This is a genomic window from Streptomyces sp. NPDC058697 (assembly GCF_042715345.1).
Lineage (GTDB): Bacteria > Actinomycetota > Actinomycetes > Streptomycetales > Streptomycetaceae > Streptomyces > Streptomyces liliifuscus.
This window is the reverse complement of sequence record NZ_JBHXSU010000006.1, coordinates 418,954-440,057: the sequence shown is the minus strand read 5'-3', so window position 1 is coordinate 440,057 and position 21,104 is coordinate 418,954. Positions and strand designations below refer to the sequence as shown.

The window sequence follows — 21,104 nt, the reverse complement described above, 5'->3', positions numbered from 1 at the left end:
ACCAGTCGGCGAACGGTTGCGCTGTCGTGTTCGCCATCATTCGGTACGGGTGACGTGACCGCTCGCGAAGATGGGCCAACTGTGGGTTACTGCGACAAAGCGGTTCGGATCAGGGAGTAGGACATGGCCAGCAAGGCTGAGAAGATCGTCGCCGGGCTCGGGGGCATCGAGAACATCGAAGAGGTCGAGGGCTGCATCACCCGCCTCCGCACCGAGGTCATCGACCCGAGCAAGGTCGACGAGGCCGCCCTGAAGGCCGCGGGCGCCCACGGCGTCGTCAAGATGGGCAACGCCATCCAGGTCGTCATCGGCACCGACGCGGACCCGATCGCCGCGGACATCGAAGACATGATGTGAACCCTCCGACTCCGGGCCCCGGCCCGCAGATCTGAGGGACTCACTCCTGAGGGGCCGCTTCCGTTACCCGGGGCGGCCCCTCACCCGTATACGACTAGGCTCGACGCCATGTCTCGAATCGACGGCCGCACGCCCGAACAGCTCCGCCCGATCACCATCGAACGCGGCTGGAGCAAGCACGCAGAGGGCTCCGTCCTCATCTCCTTCGGCGACACGAAGGTCTTCTGCACCGCCTCCGTGACCGAGGGCGTCCCGCGCTGGCGCAAGGGCAGCGGCGAGGGCTGGGTCACCGGCGAATACTCCATGCTCCCGCGGGCCACCAACACCCGCGGCGACCGCGAATCCGTCCGTGGCAAGATCGGCGGCCGCACGCACGAGATCAGCCGCCTCATCGGCCGCTCCCTGCGCGCCGTCATCGACTACAAGGCACTCGGCGAGAACACCATCGTCCTCGACTGCGACGTCCTCCAGGCCGACGGCGGCACCCGCACCGCAGCCATCACCGGCGCTTACGTCGCCCTCGCGGACGCCATCTCCTGGGCCCAGGGCAAGAAGATCATCCGCGCCGGCCGCCAGCCCCTCACCGGAACGGTCAGCGCCGTCTCCGTCGGCATCGTCGGCGGCGTACCCCTCCTCGACCTCTGCTACGAGGAGGACGTCCGCGCCGACACCGACATGAACGTCGTCTGCACCGGCGACGGCCGATTCGTCGAGGTCCAGGGCACCGCCGAGGCCGAACCGTTCGCCCGCGAGGAGCTCAACTCCCTTCTCGACCTGGCCGTTCTGGGCTGCACAGAACTCGCTGTCGCCCAGCGCACGGCGCTTGATACGGTCCTGGAAAGGTAAAGGACACACCAAGACAGCCGCCTGCCACGGGCAACCACGGCACCGGCCGTCGCGTCCCTACCGGTACGGGCGTACGGCACACCGCTGTACGCCCGGCCAGCACCACACGGGGGCCTTGTGGCCTACGCAACGGGGCCCTCGGGCCTGACGCAACGGGAGGACCGTTCCATGGCCGCGAGTCGCCGCCGAGTACGCCGTACCACTGCCATCGCCGCCGCCGTGGCAGCCGTCGCGCTGACGGCCGGGCTGACCACCGGCTGCGACGCCGTCAACAAGGCCCTGGACTGCGTCCAGACCGCCGACACCATCGCCGACAGTGTCACCGACCTCCAGCAGGCCGTGGAGAACGCCGCGAACGACCCGACGCAGGCCGACGAGGCGCTCGACTCCATCGACAAGAACCTCGACACCATCGGCGACAAGACCGACGACACCGACATCAACAAGGCCGTGGACGACCTCCAGAAGGCGGTCACCAACGTCCGCGACGCCATCAAGAACGGCGACGAGACCCCGGACATCAGCCCCGTCACGGACGCGGCCGGCGAACTCACCAAGGTCTGCACGCCGTAGCGGCAGCGGTAGCCGTACGCGGTAGCGGCAGCCGTAGCTGCAAGGCTCGTTCCGCCGCGGGGCAGCGACCGGTCCGCCGTGAGGCAACGGCCGTCTCACCGCGGGGCAACGGCCGTCTCGCCGGGGGTGGGCGACTACCGGTCCGCCGCGGGCGAACGGCTGGGCCCTCCGCAGGTGGACGAGTGGCCCATCCGCGGGTGGCACCCGGTCCCGCCGCGGGTGGGTGACTGGCTCCTCCGTGGGCGGACGACCGGTCCCGCCGCAGGTGGATGACTGGCCCCGCCGCGGGTGGCAGACGATCACGGGCAGCGGCGGCGGGAGCGGGAGCGGCGGCCGCCAGCCGGTCAGATCACAGGCACCCGTGGGCGATCACAGGTATCGCACGAGCCGTACGGCCCGCCTGGCTAGGGTGAGCACCATGACCCGCCTGATCCTCGCCACCCGCAACCCCGGAAAGCTCACCGAGCTGACGGCGATCCTCGCCGCCGCAGGTCTGCACCACGACCTCGTCGGCGCGGACGCCTACCCGGAGATCCCCGACGTCAAGGAAACCGGCGTCACCTTCGCCGAGAACGCCCTCCTCAAGGCGCACGCCCTCGCCCAGGCCACCGGCCTCCCCGCCGTCGCCGACGACTCGGGCCTCTGCGTCGACGTCCTCGGCGGCGCCCCCGGCATCTTCTCCGCCCGCTGGTCCGGCACCCACGGCGACGACCAGGCCAACCTCAGGCTCCTCCTCGCCCAACTCGGCGACATCGCCGACGAACACCGCGCCGCCCACTTCGCCTGCGCCGCCGCACTCGCCCTCCCCGACGGAACGGAACGCGTGGTCGAAGGCCGCCTCAGCGGCACCCTCCGCCACGAACCCACCGGCACCCACGGCTTCGGCTACGACCCGATCCTCCAGCCCGACGGCGACACCCGCACCTGCGCGGAACTCACCCCCGACGAGAAGAACGCGATCAGCCACCGGGGCAAGGCGTTCCGCGGACTCGTACCGGTGGTGCGGGAACTGCTGGGCTGACCCCCTCCTGGTACCCCGGCTACCCCACCCCGCCGTACGACCGCAGCGCCACCCGCGCGTCCAGGTCGATGCCGTTCACGCCCGCCGGGGCCGGTAGCCGCAGCACCCTGTCGAGCACGGGGCCCAGTCGGCCGCAGCCCGAAGTGCCCGGTGCCGCAAAGCGGTTGTCGGCCACCCCGAAGGCGACGACCAGCGGATCCGGCGAGACGACCCTCGACGGCTCCGTCTCCTTGAGCACCAGGTGGACCGGGGCCGCGTCGGTACCTATGGAACAGCCGCGCGGCACGCCCGGCCCCGATATACGGAACGTCAGATCCAGCTCGCCCCGCCGCTCGTCGTTCGACTCGAAGTCCGAATACCCGCCGTATCGAGGCGTGATCGACAGCGGTGTGCCCCGAACTCGTAGGGGAGTGGCGGCCATCGACCCGAACACCTGACGGAACTCGCCGTCGACCCTGCCCTCCGCGAAGGTGATCGCCAGGGGCCGGTCGATCGGCAACTCGACACGACCGAGGCTCAGATGCCCGGTCGCGGTCATGGCCTCACACCGCCACTTCGCCGGATCCGCGCCCTCGGGAAGCTCGGAGAGGCTCGGACAGTCCGCGAAGCCACGCTGCAGCGCGTCCACGCCGGCACCGGCGTTGGCGTTGGCGTTGGTGTTTGCGTGCACGGGACCCGCAGTCGCCGCGCCCGTACCGGCGGCGAGGGCCAGGGCGGACAGTGTCACGGCGAGACGTCGTCGGGCGCGAAGCATGAAGGCCTCCAGGTGAATGGTGGACGGGCGGGAGGGTCCCGCGATGTCGATGTCCGCACCTCAAGGATTGCAGCCATTCCTCTGCAATGGAAGATCTGCAGAGAAAATTCTGCAGACTTCACTCTGCAGAGGTTCGGCTGTGTGACGGTAGGCTGCCCCCATGAGCGATGAAGGCGAGCCCGAGCCCGGGCCGGAGGTCGACGCGGACGCCGGCGCGGGTGCCGAGACGGGTGCCGAACCGGCTGCCGATCCGGGTGCCGATCCGGGCGGCGAACGCCGCACGGTCAGCGATCCGGCGGCCCTCAAGGCCCTCGCCCACCCCCTACGGCTGAAGATCCTCCGCCACCTGGCAGTTTCCGGCCCGGCGACCTCCACGACCCTCGCCACCGCCCTCGGGGAGAACACCGGCACCCTCAGCTACCACCTGCGCCGCCTGGAGCGCGGGGGCTTCATCGAGGACGTGCCGGAACGGCCCAACAGCCGCGAGCGATGGTGGCGGGCGGTGCGCGGACTCGACGTACGCAGGCCCGCGCAGGACGAGATGACCGACGGCGAGCGGGCGGTCGCGGGGGCCCTCGACCGGATGCGGCTGGACGAGGACATCGAGCTGGCCCGGCGCTTCACCGAGGAACAGGCCGAGTCGGACGGCTGGATGCGCGGCTCCCGCAGCCTCAGCCACCTCACCAAGGAAGAGGTGACCGCCTTCCACGACGCCTACCTCGACCTCCTGACCCGCTTCGCCCGAGGCCCGGAGGACGCCCCACCGGACGCCAGGCCGGTGTTGCTGCGGTGGTTCGCGCTGCCGGTTGAGTAGCGGTCCCGCCTTTCAGTCGTGGGACTCGCTGCAAAGGAAAGGCCTGCGAATCGATCTTTCGATTCGCAGGCCGTCACTGTGCGGCGGAAGGGATTCGAACCCTCAAGCCGTTTCACGGGCCACAGATCCTAAGTCTGCTGCGTCAGCCGTTGCGCCACCGCCGCCAGCCGCCTGTCATCGTACCGGTCGCAGGGGCGCTGATGAGCGGGGGTTTGCGTCCCGCTGTTCTCCCCGGCTTCGGCTGCCTCCTCCGCATCAGGTGCTGGTGGACGCATGGCAGTTGGGGCGCAACAGTCGCAGGTTTCTCGCGCGGGCCTCAGGTCCTGGGATCCCCGGGTCCTCGAATCCCCAGGGCTTCAGATTCCCCGGGGCCTCAGATCCCCAAGTCCTTGATGATCTTCGCCACGTGGCCCGTCGCCCGGACGTTGTAGAGGGCCCGTTCGACCTTGCCCTCCTCGTCCACCACGATCGTGGAGCGGATGACGCCCATGTAGGTCTTGCCGTAGTTCTTCTTTTCGCCGTAGGCCGCGTAGGACTCGGTGACCGTCTTTTCCGGGTCGGCGAGCAGGGTGATCTTCAGGTTTTCCTTGTCGCGGAACTTGGCGAGCTTCTCGGGCTTGTCGGGGGAGACGCCGATGACGTCGTAGCCCGCGCCGGCGAGGAGCTCGAGGTTGTCCGTGAAGTCGCAGGCCTGCTTGGTGCAGCCGGGGGTCAGGGCGGCCGGGTAGAAATAGACGATGACCTTGCGGCCCTTGCGGTCGGCCAGGGAGACCTCGTTGCCGTCGGCGTCGGGCAGGGTGAAGGCGGGGGCGGTGTCGCCGGGCTGGAGTCGCTCGGTCATCTCGTTCGGTCTCCTTGCGAGGTGGTGGGTACGCACCCGAGCGTAATGGGGGTGCCGGGCGGTGCGAGGCGTGCGGAGCTGACAGACTGTCGACCAGAGAAAAGGCCGAAGAGAACAGGCCACGGGAAGAAACGACCACGACCACGGAGGCAGCGCGTGTCGGACACGTCGAGCACGCCGGACACCAGGACTCCGGCGCAGATCGAGGCGGACATCGAGCGCCGTCGCGAAACTCTCGCCGAGACGCTCGACGAGATCGGTGTGCGGGTGCATCCGAAGACCATCGTCGGGGACGCCAAGGCCAAGGTGGCGTCCAGCGTCGACCACACGCTCGGACGTGCCTACGTCGGCGTCAACCGCGTCGTCGGCGATGTGAAGGGGCAGTTCGTCACGGAGGAGGGGGCGCCGCGGCTGGACCGTATCGTGCCCGTCGCCCTCGTCGTGGTCGGAGTCGTCGGACTGCTCACCCTGAGCACCAGGCGCCGCAGGGGTTGACCCACCGTCACCCGCGCCCGTACGCCGGGTACGCAGCCGGTCGGCCGACCGCACCCCACGTACGTACGAACCGTGTGAAGGCAGGTAGGTTCGAGACGTGAGCGAGAAGAACCATCACGACAAGCTGCCCATCCGGATGCTCCACGACCGTGTGCTCGTGCGGCAGGACACCGCCGAGGGCGAGCGCCGGTCCGGCGGCGGCATCCTGATCCCCGCGACGGCGGCCGTAGGCCGGCGGCTCGCCTGGGCCGAGGTCGTCGCGGTCGGGCAGAACGTACGGACCGTGGAGCCGGGCGACCGCGTCCTGTACGACCCGGAGGACCTCGCCGAGGTCGAGGTGCGCGGCACCGCGTACGTGCTGATGCGTGAGCGGGATCTGCACGCCGTGGCGGCGGACCGGTTCGAGGGCTCAGAGGACTCGACCGGTCTGTATCTGTGAAGCACCTGTACCTCTGAAACAGAGGTCGAAAGCGGAGCAAGGGGCTGGTGACCATCGTCACCAGCCCCTTCTGCTTGGCCTTGCTTGCCCTTTGCTACCTTGGAAGGACCCCGACGAGACGCGCCGTACCGGGACTCGCAAAGACGACGCACCCCTGTTGATCAACGCCTGTTGATCCGTTCACGGAGGTGCCTCATGGCCTGGGTCCTGCTTGTCGTCGCCGGTCTGCTGGAAGTCGGCTGGTCGATCGGTATGAAGTACACCGACGGGTTCACGCGGCTCGTGCCCAGCGTGCTCACCGGCGCCGGCATTGTCGCCAGCATGTTCCTGCTGTCGTACGCGGCGAAGACGCTGCCCATCGGTACCGCCTACGGGGTGTGGGTCGGCATCGGTGCGGCCGGGGCGGCGGTGTTCGGCATGGTGGTGCTCGGTGAACCCACGACCGCCGCCCGGATCTTCTTCGTCTGTCTGCTGCTGGTCGCCGTGGTGGGGCTGAAGGCGACCTCCGGCCACTAGGCCCCGGGGCTACGGGTGCCCCGGGCTACGGGGTGCCAGGGGCTACGGGAAGCCGCCGAAGTTCGTTCCCGTGATCCCCTCGTCGCCCCCTGCTCCCTCCGTCGTGCTGCCGTCCGTCGTGCCGCCGTCGCCGGTGGTGCCGCCCGCGCCGTCGGTGCCGCCCGTGGGGAAGCCGGTGCCGCCGCCCGTCGTCGCGCCTCCGGTGGTCGCCCCGCCGTCGCCCGTGGTGCCGCCGTCGGTGGTTGTCCCGCCGTCGCCGGTGGTGCCGCCGTCCGTGGTGGTGCCGCCCGTCTGGCCCTCGGTCGCGGGGGTCTCCTCGCCGCCGGTGGTCGTGCCGCCGTTGTCCTGCCCGGCGTCCGTGCCCGGCTGGTCCTCGTCGGGGTCGGCGGGCGGCAGTTGCTGCTCCTCCGCGCCGTCCTGGAGCCGCAGGTCGAACTCCTGGGCCGAGGTGCCCTTCAGGGCGGCCTTCGTGTACTGGGCCCAGATCTGCGCCGGGTAGCCGCCGCCGTTGATGCGGGGCTGCCCGAGCGCCCCGTACAGCGGCTTGTGCACGCCGGAGTCCGGGTCCTGGCCCATGATGGCGACGACCGTGGCGAGGTTCGGGGTGTAGCCCGCGAACCAGGCCGCCTTGTCGTCCTCCGCGGTGCCGGTCTTGCCCGCCACAGGCCGCCCGGCGGCCTGCGCGGCCGTGCCGGTGCCGCCGTCGACGACGCTCTGCAGGACCGAGGTCGTGGTGTCGGCGGCCTCGCGGCTCACCGCCTGCCAGGTCTTGCGCCCGGGCAGGTCCACCACGTCCGCGCCGTCCTTGGTGATCTTCTCGATCATCGTGTACGTGCCGCGCTTGCCGTGGTTGGCGAGGGTCGCGTACGCCTCCGCCATGTCGAGGACGCTGGCCGTGGCCGGGCCGAGCGCGATCGACGGGGACGCCGTCAGGTCGGGGGTGTCGGACGGGATGCCGAGGCCGACGGCCGTCTTCTCGACCTTCTCCGGATCGACGTCCACGGCCATCTGCGCGTACACGGAGTTCACGGACTTGTCCGTGGCGGTGCGGACCGAGATCTGCCCGTACGAGACCTGGTCCTCGTTCTCCGGGGCGTACGTGCCGCCCTCCCAGCCCTGTACGGGACGCTTGTTGGTGCCGTCATAGACGGTGTTCGGGGTGATCGTGCGGCCGTCCTGGGTGGTCGAGTCGTTCTGCACGGCCGCGGTGAACACGAACGGCTTGAAGGTGGAGCCGACCTGGTAGTCCCGGCGGGTCGCGTTGTTGTAGTACTGCTTCGTGTAGTCGATGCCGCCGTACATCGCGAGGACCCTGCCGGTCTTCGGGTCGATGGAGGCGCCGCCCGCGCGGACGTAGTTGTCGACCTTGCGGTCCTTCTTGTCGAGCTTCTCCATCACCTGGTCGTTCACGGCCTTCACGAAGGCGTCCTGCTTGGGCTTCTGCAGGGTGGTCGTGATGCGGTAGCCGCCGGCGTTCAGCTCGTCCTCGTCGAGGACCTTGTTGTCGATCAGGTAGTCGTTCACGGCCTTCACGATGTAGCCGCGCTGTCCGGACATGCCGGCCGCGATCACCGTCTGCTTGGGCTCGGGGAACTTGATGCCCGAGCGCTCCGAAGCGGTGATCCACTTCTTCTTGACCATGCCGTCGAGGACGTAGTTCCAGCGGGCCAGCGCCGCGGGCTTGTTCTCCGGGTGGGCCACCACGTCGAACTCGCTCGGCGCGTTGAGCAGCGATGCCAGGTAGGCGCCCTGGCCGACCGTCAGGTCCTTGGCGTCGACGCCGTAGTAGGCCTGGGCGGCGGCCTGGATGCCGTAGGCGTTGCGGCCGAAGTAGCTGGTGTTGAGGTAGCCCTCCAGGATTTCGTCCTTGCTCTTCTCGCGGTCCAGCTTGATCGCGATGAAGAACTCCTTCGCCTTCCGGGTGACCGTCTGCTCCTGGGCCAGGTAGTAGTTCTTCACGTACTGCTGGGTGATCGTCGAGCCGGACTGCTTGCCCTTGCCCGTCGCGGTGTTCCAGCCGGCGCGGACCATCGCCTTGGGGTCGATCGCCGACTCGCTGTAGAAATCGCGGTCCTCGGCGGCCAGCACCGCGTGCTGGGCGTCCTTGGAGATCAGCGCCAGGGTCACGTTCTCCCGGTTGACCTCGCCGTCACGGGCGAGCTGGCTGCCGTCCGAGTACAGATAGACGTTGCTCTGCTTCATCGCCGCCGAGTTCGCGGCCGGGATCTTCACCAGGTAGTAGCCGAGTGCGAACAGGCCGATGAGCAGCAGGAGCCCGGTGAGGACCGTGCCGAGCACCATCCGCCAGGTCGGGATCAGGCGTCGCCATCCGGTGCGTTTTTGGCGCTTGGGCTTCTTGCCGGGTGCCTCCGGTGCCGCCGCGGCGGCGGGCCCCGGTTCCCTCGGTGCCCAGCCCTCGCTCGGCTGCTGCGGCTGCGGCTGGTCGTTCATGTTGTGCCGGACTCCCGTTTCGCGTCATACGTCTCGTACGCCCTCGTACGCCTTGTGCGCCCCTCCTTGAAGACTGTCGCACCCGGCGATTCGTTCCCGGCACGTGGCACGCGTCCCGGGGAGAAAATGCGTGGCACGCGGTAGGGCCCCCGGGCTAGGCTCCTGCGCTTTGGCTCGGACCGGTCGAAGGGGGCCCGACGTGGGGACTTGGCGGTTGTACGCGGCCGTCGCGACGGGCGCGTTCCGGCGGTACGCGACCTACCGGGTGGCGACCGCCGCGGGCGTGTTCACCAACACCGTCTTCGGGCTGATCCTGGCGTACACGTACATCGCGCTGTGGGACGAAAGGCCTGGCCTCGGCGGGTACGACCAGTCCCAGGCGGTGACGTACGTGTGGCTCGGGCAGGGCCTGCTCGCGGTGGTCGCGGTGATGGGCGGCGGCTTCGAGGACGAGATGATCGAGAGAATCCGTACGGGTGACATCGCGATCGACCTGTACCGGCCCGCGGACCTCCAGATGTGGTGGCTGGCGGCCGACGCGGGGCGGTCCGCGTTCCAGTTGCTGGGGCGTGGTGTGGTGCCCATGGCGTTCGGGGGGCTCGTGTTCCAGCTCGCGCTCCCCACCGATGCCGGGGCCTGGCTGGCGTTCCTCGTCGCCGTCGTCCTGGGCGTCCTGGTGAGTTTCGCGATCCGCTATCTCGTGGCGCTGCTGGCGTTCTGGTTCATGGACGGGGCGGGCGTGCAGCAGCTGGCCGTGCTCGCGGGGCTCTTCTTCTCCGGGATGACGCTGCCGCTGAACGTCTTCCCGGGCGCCCTCGGCGAGCTGGCCCGGGCGCTGCCCTGGTCGGCGCTCATCCAGGCCCCGGCGGATGTGCTGCTCGGCGAGCGCACGGGCCTCGGGCTGCTGCGGACGTACGCCTTCCAGGCCGCCTGGGCCGTCGGGCTGCTCGCGGTGGGCCGCCTGGTCCAGTTGGCGGCGACGCGCAGGGTGGTGGTCCAGGGTGGCTGACCTGGGGGAGAGGCACGACGTGCACCGCGGCTTCCCGCCGTCCGGTCGCTCGCGTGTGGTGGACGGGCTGCGGGCCTACCGGCTGATCGCCTGGATGTGGATCCGCTCGACGATGGCGTACCGCGCGTCCTTCGCGATGACCGTCTTCGGCAACTTCGCGGGGACCGCGCTCGACTTCGTGACGATCCTGCTGATGTTCTCGCGGGTCGACGAGCTCGGCGGCTACTCGCTGGGCGAGGTGGCGTTCCTGTACGGGCTGTCCAGTGCCGCGTTCGGCCTCGCCGACCTGGTGCTCGGCTCGGCGGACCGGCTCGGGCAGCGGGTGCGCGACGGCACGCTCGACTCGCTGCTCGTACGGCCCGCGCCGGTGCTCGCGCAGGTCGCCGCGGACCGGTTCGCGCTGCGCCGCCTGGGCCGGATCACGCAGGGGCTGCTGGTCCTCGGGTACGCGCTCGTCGTGCTCGACATCTCCTGGACCCCGCTGAAGGTGCTGCTGATGCCGGTGATGGTGGTCAGCGGGGCCGCCATCTTCGCGTCGGTGTTCGTGGCGGGCGCGGCCTTCCAGTTCGTGGCGCAGGACGCGTCCCAGGTGCAGAACTCCTTCACGTACGGCGGCACCACGCTGCTGCAGTATCCGCCGACGGTCTTCGCGAAGGACCTGGTGCGCGGGGTGACGTTCGTGCTGCCGCTGGCCTTCGTCAACTGGCTGCCCGCGCTGTACGTGCTGGACCTGCCGTACCCGCTCGACCTGCCCGAGTGGGTCGCGTTCCTGCCGCCGCTGGTGGCGGTCGTCTGCTGCGCGCTCTCGGGGGTCGCCTGGCGCGCGGGTCTTCGTTCGTACCGGAGCACGGGGAGTTAGCCGCACATGGACACGCAGACGGACACAGGGACGGACTTCGGCCACGCCGACGATCACGGTGACGACTTCATTCGCCTCGACCGCGTCGAGAAGGTCTTCGACGTACGCAAGAAGACCGGCTTCATGCGCAGTGAGCGGCGGCAGGTGCGGGCGGTCGACTCGATCTCCTTCGCCGTGGCGCGCGGCGAGATGGTCGGCTACATCGGGCCGAACGGCGCGGGCAAGTCCACCACCATCAAGATGCTCACCGGCATCCTGACTCCGAGCGGGGGCCGCCTCCGCGTGGCGGGCATCGATCCGTCCCGCGAGCGCACCCGGCTCGCGCAGCGCATCGGGGTGGTGTTCGGGCAGCGGACGACCCTGTGGTGGGACCTCCCGCTGATCGACTCGTACCGGCTGATGCACCGCATGTACCGGATCCCGGACGCGCGGTACGCCGAGAACCTCGACCGGTGCGTCGAACTCCTCGAACTGGGCGAGCTGTTGGACGTGCCTGTACGGCAGCTCTCGCTCGGGCAGCGGATGCGCGGGGACATCGCGGCGGCGCTGCTGCACGACCCGGAGGTGCTGTACCTGGACGAGCCGACGATCGGGCTCGACGTGATCAGCAAGGCGAAGGTGCGGGAGTTCCTGCGGCACCTCAACGCCGAGCAGGGCACCACCGTCCTGCTCACCACCCACGACCTGACCGACATCGAGCAGCTGTGCCGGCGCGTGATGGTCATCGACCACGGGCGTCTGATGTACGACGGGCCGCTGACCGGGCTGCACGAGATCGGTGAGAGCGAGCGGACGCTCGTGGTGGACCTGGAGCGTGAACTCCCGCCCATCGAGGTCGAGTCGGCGCGGGTCGTGAAGGTCGAGGGGCCGCGGCAGTGGCTCGCTTTCCCGGCGGCGGAGTCGGCGGCGCCGCTCGTGGCGCGGATCGCCGCCGCCTATCCGCTGGTGGACCTGTCGGTACGTGAGCCGGACATCGAGGCGGTCATCAGCCGCATGTACGAGGAGAAGGCAACCTCGTAGGCTTCTGTCCATGACGGACGAACTCCCCGACGGGCTTCCCGAGCTGCGAGCCTCCGACGCCGACCGCGAGCAGGTCTCCGAAGTGCTGAGGGACGCCCTCGCGGAGGGCCGCCTCGACATGGAGGAGTTCGAGGAACGTCTGGAGGCGACGTACAAGGCCCGTACGTACAAGGAGCTGGCGCCCATCACACGGGATCTGCCCGCGCCCGGGGTGACTCCGCCCGCGCCGACCGTGTCCATGGTCAAGAGGCCCGCCGCCGAGACGGGGAGCTGGGCGGACCGGATCGTCGACGGCGAGAGCGGCACGTCCCAGTGGGGTGTCGCGATCATGTCGGGGTTCGAGCGCAAGGGGCGCTGGACCGTGCCGAGGAAGTTCAACGCCTTCGCGTTCTGGGGCGGTGGTGTCGTCGACCTGCGCGAGGCGAACTTCGCCGGCGGCGAGGTCGTCGTCAACTGCATCGCGATCATGGGCGGGATGAGTGTGATCGTGCCGCCGGGTGTCGAGGTCGTCGTCCGCGGCATTGGTGTCATGGGCGGCTTCGACCACCGCGAGGAGGGTGTGCAGGGCGACCCCGGCGCGCCGCGTGTCGTCGTCACCGGGTTCGCCTTCTGGGGCGGTGTCGGTGTCGAGCGCAAGGTGACCCGGGCCGAGCGGCTCCGCCAGAAGGAGGAGCGGCGGCTGGAGAAGCTGGAGCGGAGGGCTGCGCGGCAGGAGGAGTTGGAGGAGTCCCGGCGGGATGATCGGCGGGACCGGGACTGAGTCCAGCTGGAGCGCTCCCGCGGGTGGTCGTAACGTGCGGGTGCGCTGTGGCTTGTCGCGCAGTTCCCCGCGCCCCTAAAGGGCGCTTACAGCTCGGCCGGGGCTGATCCCTTCAGGTCCTTGAGGTCGAAGACCTCGCCCATGCGCTTGTAGCCCTTGTCGCTGGGGTGGAGGTGGTCGCCCGAGTCGTAGTCGGAGCGGAGGCGGCGGGGGTTGTAGGGGTCGCGGAGTGCCTTGTCGAAGTCGACGTAGGCGTCGTAGACCTTGCCGGCGCGGATCTGGGCGTTGACGGCCTGGCGGGTGTCCTCCAGGTGCGGGCGGTAGCCGCGGTGGCCCTGGAAGGGCATGAGCGTGGCCCCGACGACCCGCAGGCCCCGGGCGTGGGCCATGCGCTTCAGTTCGCGCAGCCCGGCGGTGATCTTGTTCGCGTCGGTCTGCTGGGGCGTACGGAGGATGTCGTTGACGCCGAGGGCGACCACGACCGCCCTGACGTTCGTACGGCCGAGTACGTCACGGTTGAAGCGGATCAGACCGCTCGGGTTCTCGGCGGGCCGGCCGAGGCCGCTGCCGAGGACGCGGTTTCCGCTGATGCCCTGGTTGACCACGCTGTAACGCGGCCCGTCCGAGTTGTCGCGCGGTTCGCGCAGCCGGTCGGCCAGGACGTCCGTCCAGCGCCGGTTCTCGCCCACGGACGAGGTCGAGCCGTCGGTGAGCGAGTCGCCGATGACGACGACCGTGCCGTCCGACTCGTTGCTCAGCACGTCCAGCGCGGTCACATAGCGCCAGTAGGGCGTCTGCCCGGTGTACGCGGTGCCGGTCACGTCCTCCGTGAGGTCGCCCTCGGCGGTGTACGAGATCTGCCGTGCCTGCGGGTGGATGGTGACCGGCCCGGACGGGGTCGGCGAGTACGTCGTCACCAGCACGTCCGTGTCGTGCGGGACGAGCAGGCGCACGGCGTCGCTGACCACCTGCTGCCCGGCCGGCACGACCACCGACGGGCTGCCGCGGAAGGTGAGGCGGCGCATGGTGCCGGCCGCGGCGGCGGGGTTGTTCGCGGCGGCCGCGACGGCGACCGAGGCGTGCGTGATGCTGAGCGGCTGCTGTCCGTAGAGGTTGGACAGGGTGATCCGGGCCGCGGTGCCGCCGACGCCGACATGCACCACGTTGCGGACCGAACGGCCCGCCATTCCGTTGGTCTCGGTGCCGGGCTCCGCCCCGGACGGGGACGCCGACCAGGCGCCGACCCAGGTGCCGACGGACGCGGGGGCCGCCGAGTTGTGTGGCGTACGGCCGCCCACGAGCGGCTTCTCCTCGCCGTCGTCGGCTGAGACCCCGACGTATATGGCGGCTGAGATGACCACGACTACGGCGACGATCGCGGCCAGCAAGGCATAACCGTGACGCTTGGTCATGCGGTGCAAGTCTCCTCGGGCAGTGGGAGCCCAGGGCTCCGATGTGATGACCCCATGATGAGGCATGGCATGGGGGGAAGCGGACAGGGCCCCCATTGCCCCCGCCGCCCGTATCCGTTTTTTCCGGCCCCGCCCGGCAAGACGCCGGGAACTCCTGTTCCGTTCCAGTAGTCGGTCAGGTTGGGACAATGGGTGTGGGGGACAGGGAACGGGTGGAGTGGATGGAAAGCACGAAAGCGGATCAAAAGGACGACGCGGGGCCCGAAGGGCAGCATGCCCGGCCCGGCGGTGCGGCGAACCGCACGGTGCCCGGGCGCGCGATGAACTCGTTCAGCCCCGCGGACGAGGAGAAGTTCCGCGGGGTGCGCCGGATGAAACTCACGGCGACGGGCCTGCTGTTGTTCGTCGCCGTCGTGTACGTACTGGCCAAGTGGGCCGGGAACTCCGGCGCGGGCGCCTGGACGGGCTATGTCGCGGCTGCCGCCGAGGCCGGGATGGTCGGCGCGCTCGCCGACTGGTTCGCCGTCACCGCGCTGTTCCGGCACCCCCTCGGCATCCCCATCCCGCACACCGCGATCATCCCCACCAAGAAGGACCAGCTCGGTGTCTCCCTGGGCGAGTTCGTCGGGGAGAACTTCCTCTCGCGGGACGTCGTACGGCAGCGGCTGCGCGCCGTCGGCATCGGCAGCCGTCTCGGCGCCTGGCTGGCCGATCCGGAGCACGCCGACCGGGTGACCGCGGAGCTGGCCACCGCCCTGCGCGGCGCCCTCGCCGTGCTGCGCGACTCGGATGTGCAGGCCGTCGTCGGCGAGGCCATCAACCGGCGGGCCGACGCCCAGGAGATCGCCCCCGGCATAGGGAAAATGCTGGAGAAGGTCGTCGCGGACGGCGGCCACCGGCGGGTCGTCGACCTGATCTGCGTACGCGCCCACGACTGGCTGGTCCTCCACAACGACCAGGTGATGGACGCCGTACAGGGCGGCGCCCCCGGCTGGACCCCGCGGTTCGTCGACAAGCGGGTCGGCGAGCGCGTCTACAAGGAACTGCTGCGCTTCGTCACCGAGATGCGCGACATGCCCGCCCACCCGGCCCGCGGCGCCCTCGACCGGTTCCTCACCGACTTCGCCTCCGACCTCCAGTCCGACACCGACACCCGCGCCCGGGTGGAGAACCTCAAGCGGGAGGTCCTCGGCCGTGGCGAGGTCCAGGACCTCATCGCGTCCGCCTGGTCCTCCGTACGGCAGATGATCGTGTCCGCGGCGGAGGACGAGCGGAGCGAGCTGCGGCTGCGTGTTCGTGCCTCGCTGCTCTCGCTCGGGGCGCGGATGGCCACCGACGCGAAGCTTCAGGCCAAGGTCGACGGGTGGGTCGAGGGGGCGGCGGTGTACGTCGTGACGACGTACCGGGACGAGATCACGTCGCTCATCACCGACACCGTCGCGGGGTGGGACGCCGAGCACACCTCGAAGAAGATCGAGGCGCATATCGGGCGGGATCTGCAGTTCATTCGGATCAACGGCACGGTGGTTGGCTCGCTGGCGGGCCTTCTGATCTATGTGGTGTCCCGGGCGTTGGGAGCGTAGCGCTCCGCTGGGTGTGGGTTCGTCTGCGGGCCCGGTGGGGGCTGGTCGCGCAGTTCCCCGCGCCCCTAAAGGGGCGTAGCCCCGCCGGACGGCGTGAAAGGTGTCAGGTGAGAGGGGCGCGGATCTGGGGACTCGGGGATGTGCCCCGGAGCCGTGCGTGCCCGGGGGTGGAGGAGGCGAGCCATGGCCGTCACCGAGGCCGATACCGGCACTGTCACCACAGCTGTCCCGGCCCGGCTGGACCGGCTGCCCTGGTCACGGTGGCACTGGACCATCGTCATCGGGCTCGGCACGGTGTGGATCCTCGACGGGCTTGAGGTCACCGTCGTCGGGAACATTGCGGGCCGGCTCTCCGAGTCCGGCAGTGGGCTGCCCATCTCGGCCGCCCAGGTCACCGGTGTCGCGGCCGCGCTCTATGTGGCCGGGGCCTGCGCGGGGGCGCTGTTCTTCGGCCGTCTCACGGACGTCTTCGGCCGTAAGAAACTGTTCATGATCACGCTGGCCGTCTATCTCGCGGCCACCGCCATGACGGCGTTCTCCTTCTCCACCTGGTGGTTCTTCCTCTTCCGCTTCCTCACCGGCTTCGGCATCGGCGGCGAGTACGCGGCCATCAACTCGGCGATCGACGAACTGATCCCCTCCCACTACCGCGGCCGCGTCGACCTGATCATCAACGGCAGCTTCTGGCTCGGCGCGATCGGCGGCTCGCTCCTGTCGATCGTCGCCCTGAACACGGACCTGTTCGCGATCAACGTCGGCTGGCGGCTCACCTTCCTCCTCGGCGTCGTCCTCGGCCTGGTGATCCTGCTCGTACGCCGCAACGTCCCCGAGAGTCCGAGGTGGCTGTTCATCCACGGCAGGGGAGAGGAGGCCGAACGCCTGGTCTCCTCCGTGGAGCGGCAGATCGAGGAGGAGACCGGACGCGAACTCCCGCCGCCCGCGGGCGAGATCACCATCCACCAGCGCAAGAGCATCGGGTTCCTCACCATCGGGCGCACGGTCTTCTCCACGTACCGTAAACGCGCCGTGCTCGGCCTCTCCCTCTTCATCGGGCAGGCGTTCCTCTACAACGCGATCACCTTCGGCTTCGGCGCGATCCTCACCAAGTTCTTCGACGTGCCGACCTCCTCGACCGGCTACTACTTCGCCGTCATCGCGGCCGGCAACTTCCTCGGCCCGCTGCTGCTCGGCAAGCTCTTCGACACCGTGGGCCGCCGGATCATGATCTCGTCCACCTACCTGCTCTCCGGCATCCTGCTCTTCGCCACCGCCTGGCTCTTCGACCGGGGCTCGCTGAGCGCGACGACGATGACCGCCTGCTGGTGCGTGGTCCTGTTCTTCGCCTCCGCGGGCGCCAGCAGCGCGTACCTCACGGTCTCCGAGATCTTCCCGATGGAGACCCGCGCGATGGCCATCGCCTTCTTCTACGCCATCGGCACCGCGGCCGGCGGCATCAGCGGGCCGCTGCTCTTCGCCGACCTGACCAGCACGGGCGTGGTCGGCGACACGGTGCTCGCCTTCCAGATCGGCGCCGGGCTGATGTGCGCGGCGGGACTGGTCGCGGCGGCACTCGCGGTACGGGCGGAACGGCGCTCGCTGGAGGACATCGCCAGGCCGCTGTCGGAGGCGGCTTCGCCGTCTTCGGGGGCGAAGCCTTCCGGGCCGGAGGGACCGGCTGGACCGGCGGCTTCCGGGGCGACGGCGTAGGCCCGCCGCTTCCGGAGCCCTCAACCTTCGGCCCGTACGGCTGTCGGGTCGCCCTCCCGGATTGCCCGACGCCCGTCGGGTGACCTGCGAGGATGCGCCGTGTCACCGTTCTCGGAACGACGCAGCGACGTGACGACGCAGAGCCGCGACGACGACGGGAACGCGCGTCGAATCGGAGGACGAGATGACGACCTACCCCCTGGACCCGGAGCTTGCCGCGGTCGTGCCCATGCTGCCCAGGGCCGACACCTCGGACCTCGAAGGCGCCCGGGCCGAGATGCTCGTCGGCGTCACCGCGGCCCTCGCGGACGTGGACGCCACCGGCGTGGACGTCTTCGACGTGGTGGCCCCCGGGCCGGAGGGTGCCCCGGACGTCGTCCTGCGCGGCTACCGCCCGCAGGGCGCCGAGGGCCCGCTCCCGGTGATCTACGACATCCACGGCGGCGGCTTCATGCTGGGTACCGTCGACTTCGACCACGGCGTCAACGTGGCGCTCGCGCGGGAACTGGGCGCCGCCGTCTACTCCGTGGAGTACCGGCTCGCCCCCGAGAACCCGTACCCGGCCGGCCTCGAAGACGCGTACGCCGGACTCGTCCACATCGCCAAGAACGCCGCCGAGTTCGGCATCGACCCCACCAGGATCGCCCTCTTCGGCGCCAGTGCGGGCGGTGGTCTCGCGGCGGGTCTTGCGCTGCTCGCCCGGGACCGGGGCGGCCCCGCGATCGTCTTCCAGTACCTCGGCATACCCGAACTCGACGACCGCCTCGACACGCCCAGCATGCGGGACTTCACCGACACGCCTCTGTGGAACCGGCCCAACGCGATCATCAGCTGGGACGCCTACCTCGGCGCCGGTGTGCCGGGCAGCCCCGACGTCCCCGTGTACGCGGCTCCCGCCCGGGCCACCGCCGAGCAGCTTGCGGGGCTGCCGCCCGCCTACATCTCGGTGATGGAGTTCGATCCGCTGCGGGACGAGGGCATCGACTATGCGCGTGCGTTGCTCGCGGCCGGGGTGAGTGTGGAGTTGCATCTGTTTCCGGGGACGTTCTACGGCTCGGCGATGGTCGCCCATGCGGAGGTCTCCCAGAGGGATGCGGCGGAGGTTGTTGCGGTGCTTCGGAAGGCGCTGAGGTAGCGCCTTTCGAAGCACCGGCGGGTATCTGTTGTTTTCGGCTGCGGGTGCGTTGTGGCTTGTCGCGCAGTTCCCCGCGCCCCTAAAGGGGCGCCAGCCAACGGGGCGCCCAGCTAACGGGGCGCCCAGCTAACGGGGCGCCAATCGCAGTGCGTACAAAGTGAGTTGGGCTCTGAAGCGGGCCTGTGGGTTGCTCAGGCGGTAGCCCAGGGCCGTTTCCACGCCTGTGAGGCGGGCGGCTACCGAGCTGTGGTGGAGGTGGAGGTCGGTGGCGGCGTGGCGGAGGGAGCCGGTGCGCAGGAAGGCGGTCAGGGCGGCCAGTGCCGCCGGGCCGCCCTTGCCCTCCGCCAGTTCGGCCAGGGCGCGTACGTCGGGCTGGGCCCGCAGCCGGTCGACGGGGATGTCGGCGAGCAACGCCACCGGCCCGAGAGTGTCGTGGTCCACGACGGCCTCGTCGGGCAGCCCCGCCACATCGACGGCGAACCGCAGCGCGAGCCGGGCCTGCGCCCAGGAGACCCCGGCGTCCAGGGCGGGAGCACTGCCGCCGATCCCGATCCGTACCCCCTCGGCACCGTGCTCACGGAGAAACGCCCGCAACCCCTCGGCGGCCGACTCGGCACCCGGCGCCAGCGCCACGGCGAGCGGACCGACCGCGGCGACCCGCACACCCGGACGCAGTGCGCGCCGCCCGAGCACGGCCACCGACGAGGCACCAGCGACGGCCACCACGCGCAGTGGCTGCTCGGGCGCCAGACCCAGCAGGCGCAGCGCCCGTGCCCGGTCCTCGACGGCCTCGCGCTCCGACAGCACCCGCTCGACCAGCGCCGGGTCCGCCACCTGATGGGGCGCGCTCTCCTGCTCCCGGCCGCCGTGCACGACGCCCGCGGCGATGGCCATCCACTCAAGCACCAGCTCGTCGAAGGGCCCCGGCGCCCCCGCCCGCTCCAGCCACACCCGCCCGCCCGGCGCGAACTCGGCGCTCCCGGAGACCGTGCCGACAGGCCCCGCCGGTACGGTCCCGGCCGGCCCGAACCGCACCACACGCCCGCCCACCTCAAGGCCCGCCGGACACTCGGCAAGCCCCGCCGTGGACCGCACGAGCGACTCGGTGCCGAGCCGCCCGGCCCCGAGCAGCGCCTCGAAGTGCGCGATGACCCGCAGCGCCGCCGCCGCGTCCGCGTCGAGGGCCGACAGCCGTAGCAGCAGTCCCTTCATGACCTGGGAGTCTAGGCCGTGGGTGGCGTATACGGACCGGTCGTACGGGTCGCCGTACGGCCGGGAGGAAGGCCTCAACGATCTGAGTACGCGTACTCTGTCGGCCCCCTGTCCGTCTGAGGAACTCTCGTTCCCATGACCCCCAAGACCGAGAAGCTGCTGGGCCTGCTGTCGAAGCGCCCCTGGACGGAACGCTGGCTGACCCGCCTGCTGGGTGCCGCCCTGTCCTCGGCGGCGTACCTTCTCTGCCTGCCCTGGGATCTGCGCAACCGCCCCGAGTCACCCGGTTCGACGACCGAGACGACCCCGGTGACCGTCCTCGGCGTCACGGTCCTGGCCGTGACCCTGCTCCTCCTGGCCGTGTACTTCGGCCACCGCGACGCCCTCGCCTGGCCCCTGCTGCTGGTGGCGGCGCCCCCGGCGACACTCATGTACCTCTCGTTCCGCACGGACCCCGAGCCGCCGGACGCCTCCCTGTGGCCTCTGACCTGGGCGTTCTCCACGCTTGTGATGGCGGCGGGGGTACTCGTCGCCGCGTCCGTCGCCCGGCAGTTCAGACAGGACACGGGAGACTCGACGGACGGGCTGGTGTTCGCCCACTCCTCGTCGGGAGCGGGCGGCGGTTGCCCGGCCGTCAGGCACCCGTCGTGGAACCCGGGCGGACGATCATGAGGATCGTGACGGTGGCCCAGAGCAGATTGAAGACACCGGTGAACATGGCGAGCCGGACGGTGGCACGGGGGTTCGCGGCGACGCCGGTGGCCGTGGTGGTGCCGGCTCCGGTGGCATCGGTGACCTCCACCGCTGCGAGGAGTTCCTCCTGACGCGGCAGCACCAGCGCCAGCAGGACCGCCGCCGCGATCCCGGTCAGCGCCATCGAGGCGATCAGCCAGGCGTCACCGAGTACGCCCATGCTCATGGCCGTGGCGAGACCGAGTACGGGAACGGCGATGCCGAGGCCCGCGTACACCCGGCAGATCCGGTGCAGCAGCCGTAGCGTCTCCGCCGCCCGCTGGTCCCCCGGATCCGCGAGGGCGCGGCGCGCGCCGGGCGGGAACATGCTGGCCGCCACGGTGACGGGCCCGACGGCGACGATCGCGGCCAGGACATGGAGAACGAGGAAGAACTTGGTCACGAGGGGACGGTAGGCGGCGTACCGGATCTTGTGGAAGTGGCGGTATTGCCAGGGTTCAACGGATTCTCGCCAGGGCTCGCCAGGGCCTGCTCGGGCGGTTGGCAGACCGACGGTAGGCCCGCATCAGGCCAGCAACAAGAGGTCGACACCAGGCCGACCCCCTGT

General features: G+C 70.3%; 22 protein-coding genes, 1 tRNA gene and 1 riboswitch. Of the genes, 16 read left to right on the top strand and 7 right to left on the bottom strand.

The annotated features are described in order from the left end of the window. The first annotated feature begins 123 nt into the window (after window positions 1-123). From ACFWXQ_RS17905 to rdgB, 4 genes are all read left to right on the top strand, one after another. A complete protein-coding gene (locus ACFWXQ_RS17905; protein WP_055611837.1) occupies window positions 124-357 on the top strand; it encodes a glucose PTS transporter subunit EIIB in 234 nt (77 codons plus the stop codon). 108 nt (window positions 358-465) lie between these two features. Continuing rightward, window positions 466-1,203, top strand: coding sequence for a ribonuclease PH (gene rph / locus ACFWXQ_RS17900; protein WP_383937294.1), 738 nt, complete (start codon window positions 466-468; stop codon window positions 1,201-1,203). Between the two features lie 168 nt (window positions 1,204-1,371). Further along, window positions 1,372-1,776 carry a hypothetical protein gene (locus tag ACFWXQ_RS17895; protein ID WP_383937296.1) on the top strand — a complete coding sequence of 135 codons (405 nt, stop codon included), beginning with the start codon at window positions 1,372-1,374 and terminating at the stop codon, window positions 1,774-1,776. A 418-nt stretch (window positions 1,777-2,194) separates the two neighbouring features. Next, window positions 2,195-2,797: an RdgB/HAM1 family non-canonical purine NTP pyrophosphatase gene (gene rdgB / locus ACFWXQ_RS17890; RefSeq protein ID WP_383937298.1), complete on the top strand. Its 603-nt coding sequence runs from the start codon at window positions 2,195-2,197 to the stop codon at window positions 2,795-2,797. A 19-nt stretch (window positions 2,798-2,816) separates the two neighbouring features. On the opposite strand, the gene ACFWXQ_RS17885 is transcribed toward rdgB, so the two are convergent. Beyond that, window positions 2,817-3,551, bottom strand: a complete 735-nt coding sequence (locus tag ACFWXQ_RS17885) for a hypothetical protein (RefSeq protein ID WP_383937300.1) — start codon at window positions 3,549-3,551, stop codon at window positions 2,817-2,819. Between the two features lie 160 nt (window positions 3,552-3,711). Between ACFWXQ_RS17885 and ACFWXQ_RS17880 the strand changes: the two genes are divergently transcribed. Then, window positions 3,712-4,365 carry an ArsR/SmtB family transcription factor gene (locus ACFWXQ_RS17880; protein WP_383937302.1) on the top strand — a complete coding sequence of 218 codons (654 nt, stop codon included), beginning with the start codon at window positions 3,712-3,714 and terminating at the stop codon, window positions 4,363-4,365. Window positions 4,366-4,444: 79 nt separating this feature from the next. On the opposite strand, the gene ACFWXQ_RS17875 is transcribed toward ACFWXQ_RS17880, so the two are convergent. Continuing rightward, window positions 4,445-4,529 (bottom strand) — tRNA-Leu (locus ACFWXQ_RS17875). A gap of 209 nt (window positions 4,530-4,738) precedes the next feature. Then, window positions 4,739-5,206, bottom strand: coding sequence for a thioredoxin-dependent thiol peroxidase (gene bcp / locus ACFWXQ_RS17870; RefSeq protein ID WP_055611833.1), 468 nt, complete (start codon window positions 5,204-5,206; stop codon window positions 4,739-4,741). Between the two features lie 156 nt (window positions 5,207-5,362). On the opposite strand from bcp, the gene ACFWXQ_RS17865 reads away from it, so the two are divergent. From ACFWXQ_RS17865 to sugE, 3 genes are all read left to right on the top strand, one after another. Continuing rightward, window positions 5,363-5,701: a DUF3618 domain-containing protein gene (locus ACFWXQ_RS17865; RefSeq protein WP_383937304.1), complete on the top strand. Its 339-nt coding sequence runs from the start codon at window positions 5,363-5,365 to the stop codon at window positions 5,699-5,701. Between the two features lie 136 nt (window positions 5,702-5,837). Further along, window positions 5,838-6,140 carry a co-chaperone GroES gene (locus tag ACFWXQ_RS17860; RefSeq protein ID WP_055611843.1) on the top strand — a complete coding sequence of 101 codons (303 nt, stop codon included), beginning with the start codon at window positions 5,838-5,840 and terminating at the stop codon, window positions 6,138-6,140. 83 nt (window positions 6,141-6,223) lie between these two features. Next, window positions 6,224-6,293, top strand: a riboswitch (guanidine-III (ykkC-III) riboswitch). Between the two features lie 42 nt (window positions 6,294-6,335). After that, the gene (gene sugE, locus ACFWXQ_RS17855; RefSeq protein WP_383937306.1) at window positions 6,336-6,656 is read left to right on the top strand and encodes a quaternary ammonium compound efflux SMR transporter SugE; all 321 of its coding nucleotides are present in this window, start codon (window positions 6,336-6,338) and stop codon (window positions 6,654-6,656) included. A gap of 42 nt (window positions 6,657-6,698) precedes the next feature. Here sugE and ACFWXQ_RS17850 read toward each other — a convergent pair whose 3' ends face one another. After that, window positions 6,699-9,107 carry a transglycosylase domain-containing protein gene (locus ACFWXQ_RS17850; RefSeq protein ID WP_383937308.1) on the bottom strand — a complete coding sequence of 803 codons (2,409 nt, stop codon included), beginning with the start codon at window positions 9,105-9,107 and terminating at the stop codon, window positions 6,699-6,701. A 199-nt stretch (window positions 9,108-9,306) separates the two neighbouring features. On the opposite strand from ACFWXQ_RS17850, the gene ACFWXQ_RS17845 reads away from it, so the two are divergent. The 4 genes from ACFWXQ_RS17845 to ACFWXQ_RS17830 are packed head-to-tail and all read left to right on the top strand — an operon-like array spanning window position 9,307 to window position 12,755. Continuing rightward, window positions 9,307-10,116, top strand: coding sequence for an ABC transporter permease (locus tag ACFWXQ_RS17845; protein WP_383937310.1), 810 nt, complete (start codon window positions 9,307-9,309; stop codon window positions 10,114-10,116). After that, the gene (locus ACFWXQ_RS17840; RefSeq protein ID WP_383937312.1) at window positions 10,109-10,975 is read left to right on the top strand and encodes an ABC transporter permease; all 867 of its coding nucleotides are present in this window, start codon (window positions 10,109-10,111) and stop codon (window positions 10,973-10,975) included. Before ACFWXQ_RS17845 ends, ACFWXQ_RS17840 begins: the two co-directional genes overlap by 8 nt. 6 nt (window positions 10,976-10,981) lie before the next feature. Then, a complete protein-coding gene (locus ACFWXQ_RS17835; RefSeq protein ID WP_383937314.1) occupies window positions 10,982-11,995 on the top strand; it encodes an ATP-binding cassette domain-containing protein in 1,014 nt (337 codons plus the stop codon). Between the two features lie 10 nt (window positions 11,996-12,005). Then, the gene (locus tag ACFWXQ_RS17830; protein ID WP_383937316.1) at window positions 12,006-12,755 is read left to right on the top strand and encodes a DUF1707 domain-containing protein; all 750 of its coding nucleotides are present in this window, start codon (window positions 12,006-12,008) and stop codon (window positions 12,753-12,755) included. Window positions 12,756-12,841: 86 nt separating this feature from the next. Here the strand turns inward: ACFWXQ_RS17830 and ACFWXQ_RS17825 are convergent, their stop codons facing one another. Beyond that, a complete protein-coding gene (locus ACFWXQ_RS17825) occupies window positions 12,842-14,167 on the bottom strand; it encodes an SGNH/GDSL hydrolase family protein (RefSeq protein ID WP_383937318.1) in 1,326 nt (441 codons plus the stop codon). A gap of 221 nt (window positions 14,168-14,388) precedes the next feature. On the opposite strand from ACFWXQ_RS17825, the gene ACFWXQ_RS17820 reads away from it, so the two are divergent. The 3 genes from ACFWXQ_RS17820 (at window position 14,389) to ACFWXQ_RS17810 (ending at window position 18,592) form a co-directional block, all read left to right on the top strand. After that, on the top strand, window positions 14,389-15,750 hold the full coding sequence (locus tag ACFWXQ_RS17820; RefSeq protein WP_383937320.1) for a DUF445 domain-containing protein: 1,362 nt from the start codon (window positions 14,389-14,391) through the stop codon (window positions 15,748-15,750). A gap of 183 nt (window positions 15,751-15,933) precedes the next feature. After that, window positions 15,934-17,457 carry an MFS transporter gene (locus ACFWXQ_RS17815; RefSeq protein ID WP_383937322.1) on the top strand — a complete coding sequence of 508 codons (1,524 nt, stop codon included), beginning with the start codon at window positions 15,934-15,936 and terminating at the stop codon, window positions 17,455-17,457. A gap of 184 nt (window positions 17,458-17,641) precedes the next feature. Next, window positions 17,642-18,592, top strand: coding sequence for an alpha/beta hydrolase (locus ACFWXQ_RS17810; protein WP_383937324.1), 951 nt, complete (start codon window positions 17,642-17,644; stop codon window positions 18,590-18,592). 126 nt (window positions 18,593-18,718) lie between these two features. Here the strand turns inward: ACFWXQ_RS17810 and ACFWXQ_RS17805 are convergent, their stop codons facing one another. Further along, window positions 18,719-19,804 carry a helix-turn-helix domain-containing protein gene (locus ACFWXQ_RS17805; RefSeq protein ID WP_383937326.1) on the bottom strand — a complete coding sequence of 362 codons (1,086 nt, stop codon included), beginning with the start codon at window positions 19,802-19,804 and terminating at the stop codon, window positions 18,719-18,721. A gap of 135 nt (window positions 19,805-19,939) precedes the next feature. Here ACFWXQ_RS17805 and ACFWXQ_RS17800 point away from each other — a divergent pair, with 135 nt between their 5' ends. Further along, on the top strand, window positions 19,940-20,476 hold the full coding sequence (locus ACFWXQ_RS17800; protein ID WP_383937328.1) for a hypothetical protein: 537 nt from the start codon (window positions 19,940-19,942) through the stop codon (window positions 20,474-20,476). Here ACFWXQ_RS17800 and ACFWXQ_RS17795 read toward each other — a convergent pair. Continuing rightward, window positions 20,439-20,939, bottom strand: a complete 501-nt coding sequence (locus ACFWXQ_RS17795; protein WP_383937330.1) for a protease — start codon at window positions 20,937-20,939, stop codon at window positions 20,439-20,441. The genes ACFWXQ_RS17800 and ACFWXQ_RS17795 overlap by 38 nt on opposite strands. Window positions 20,940-21,104: the final 165 nt, after the last annotated feature.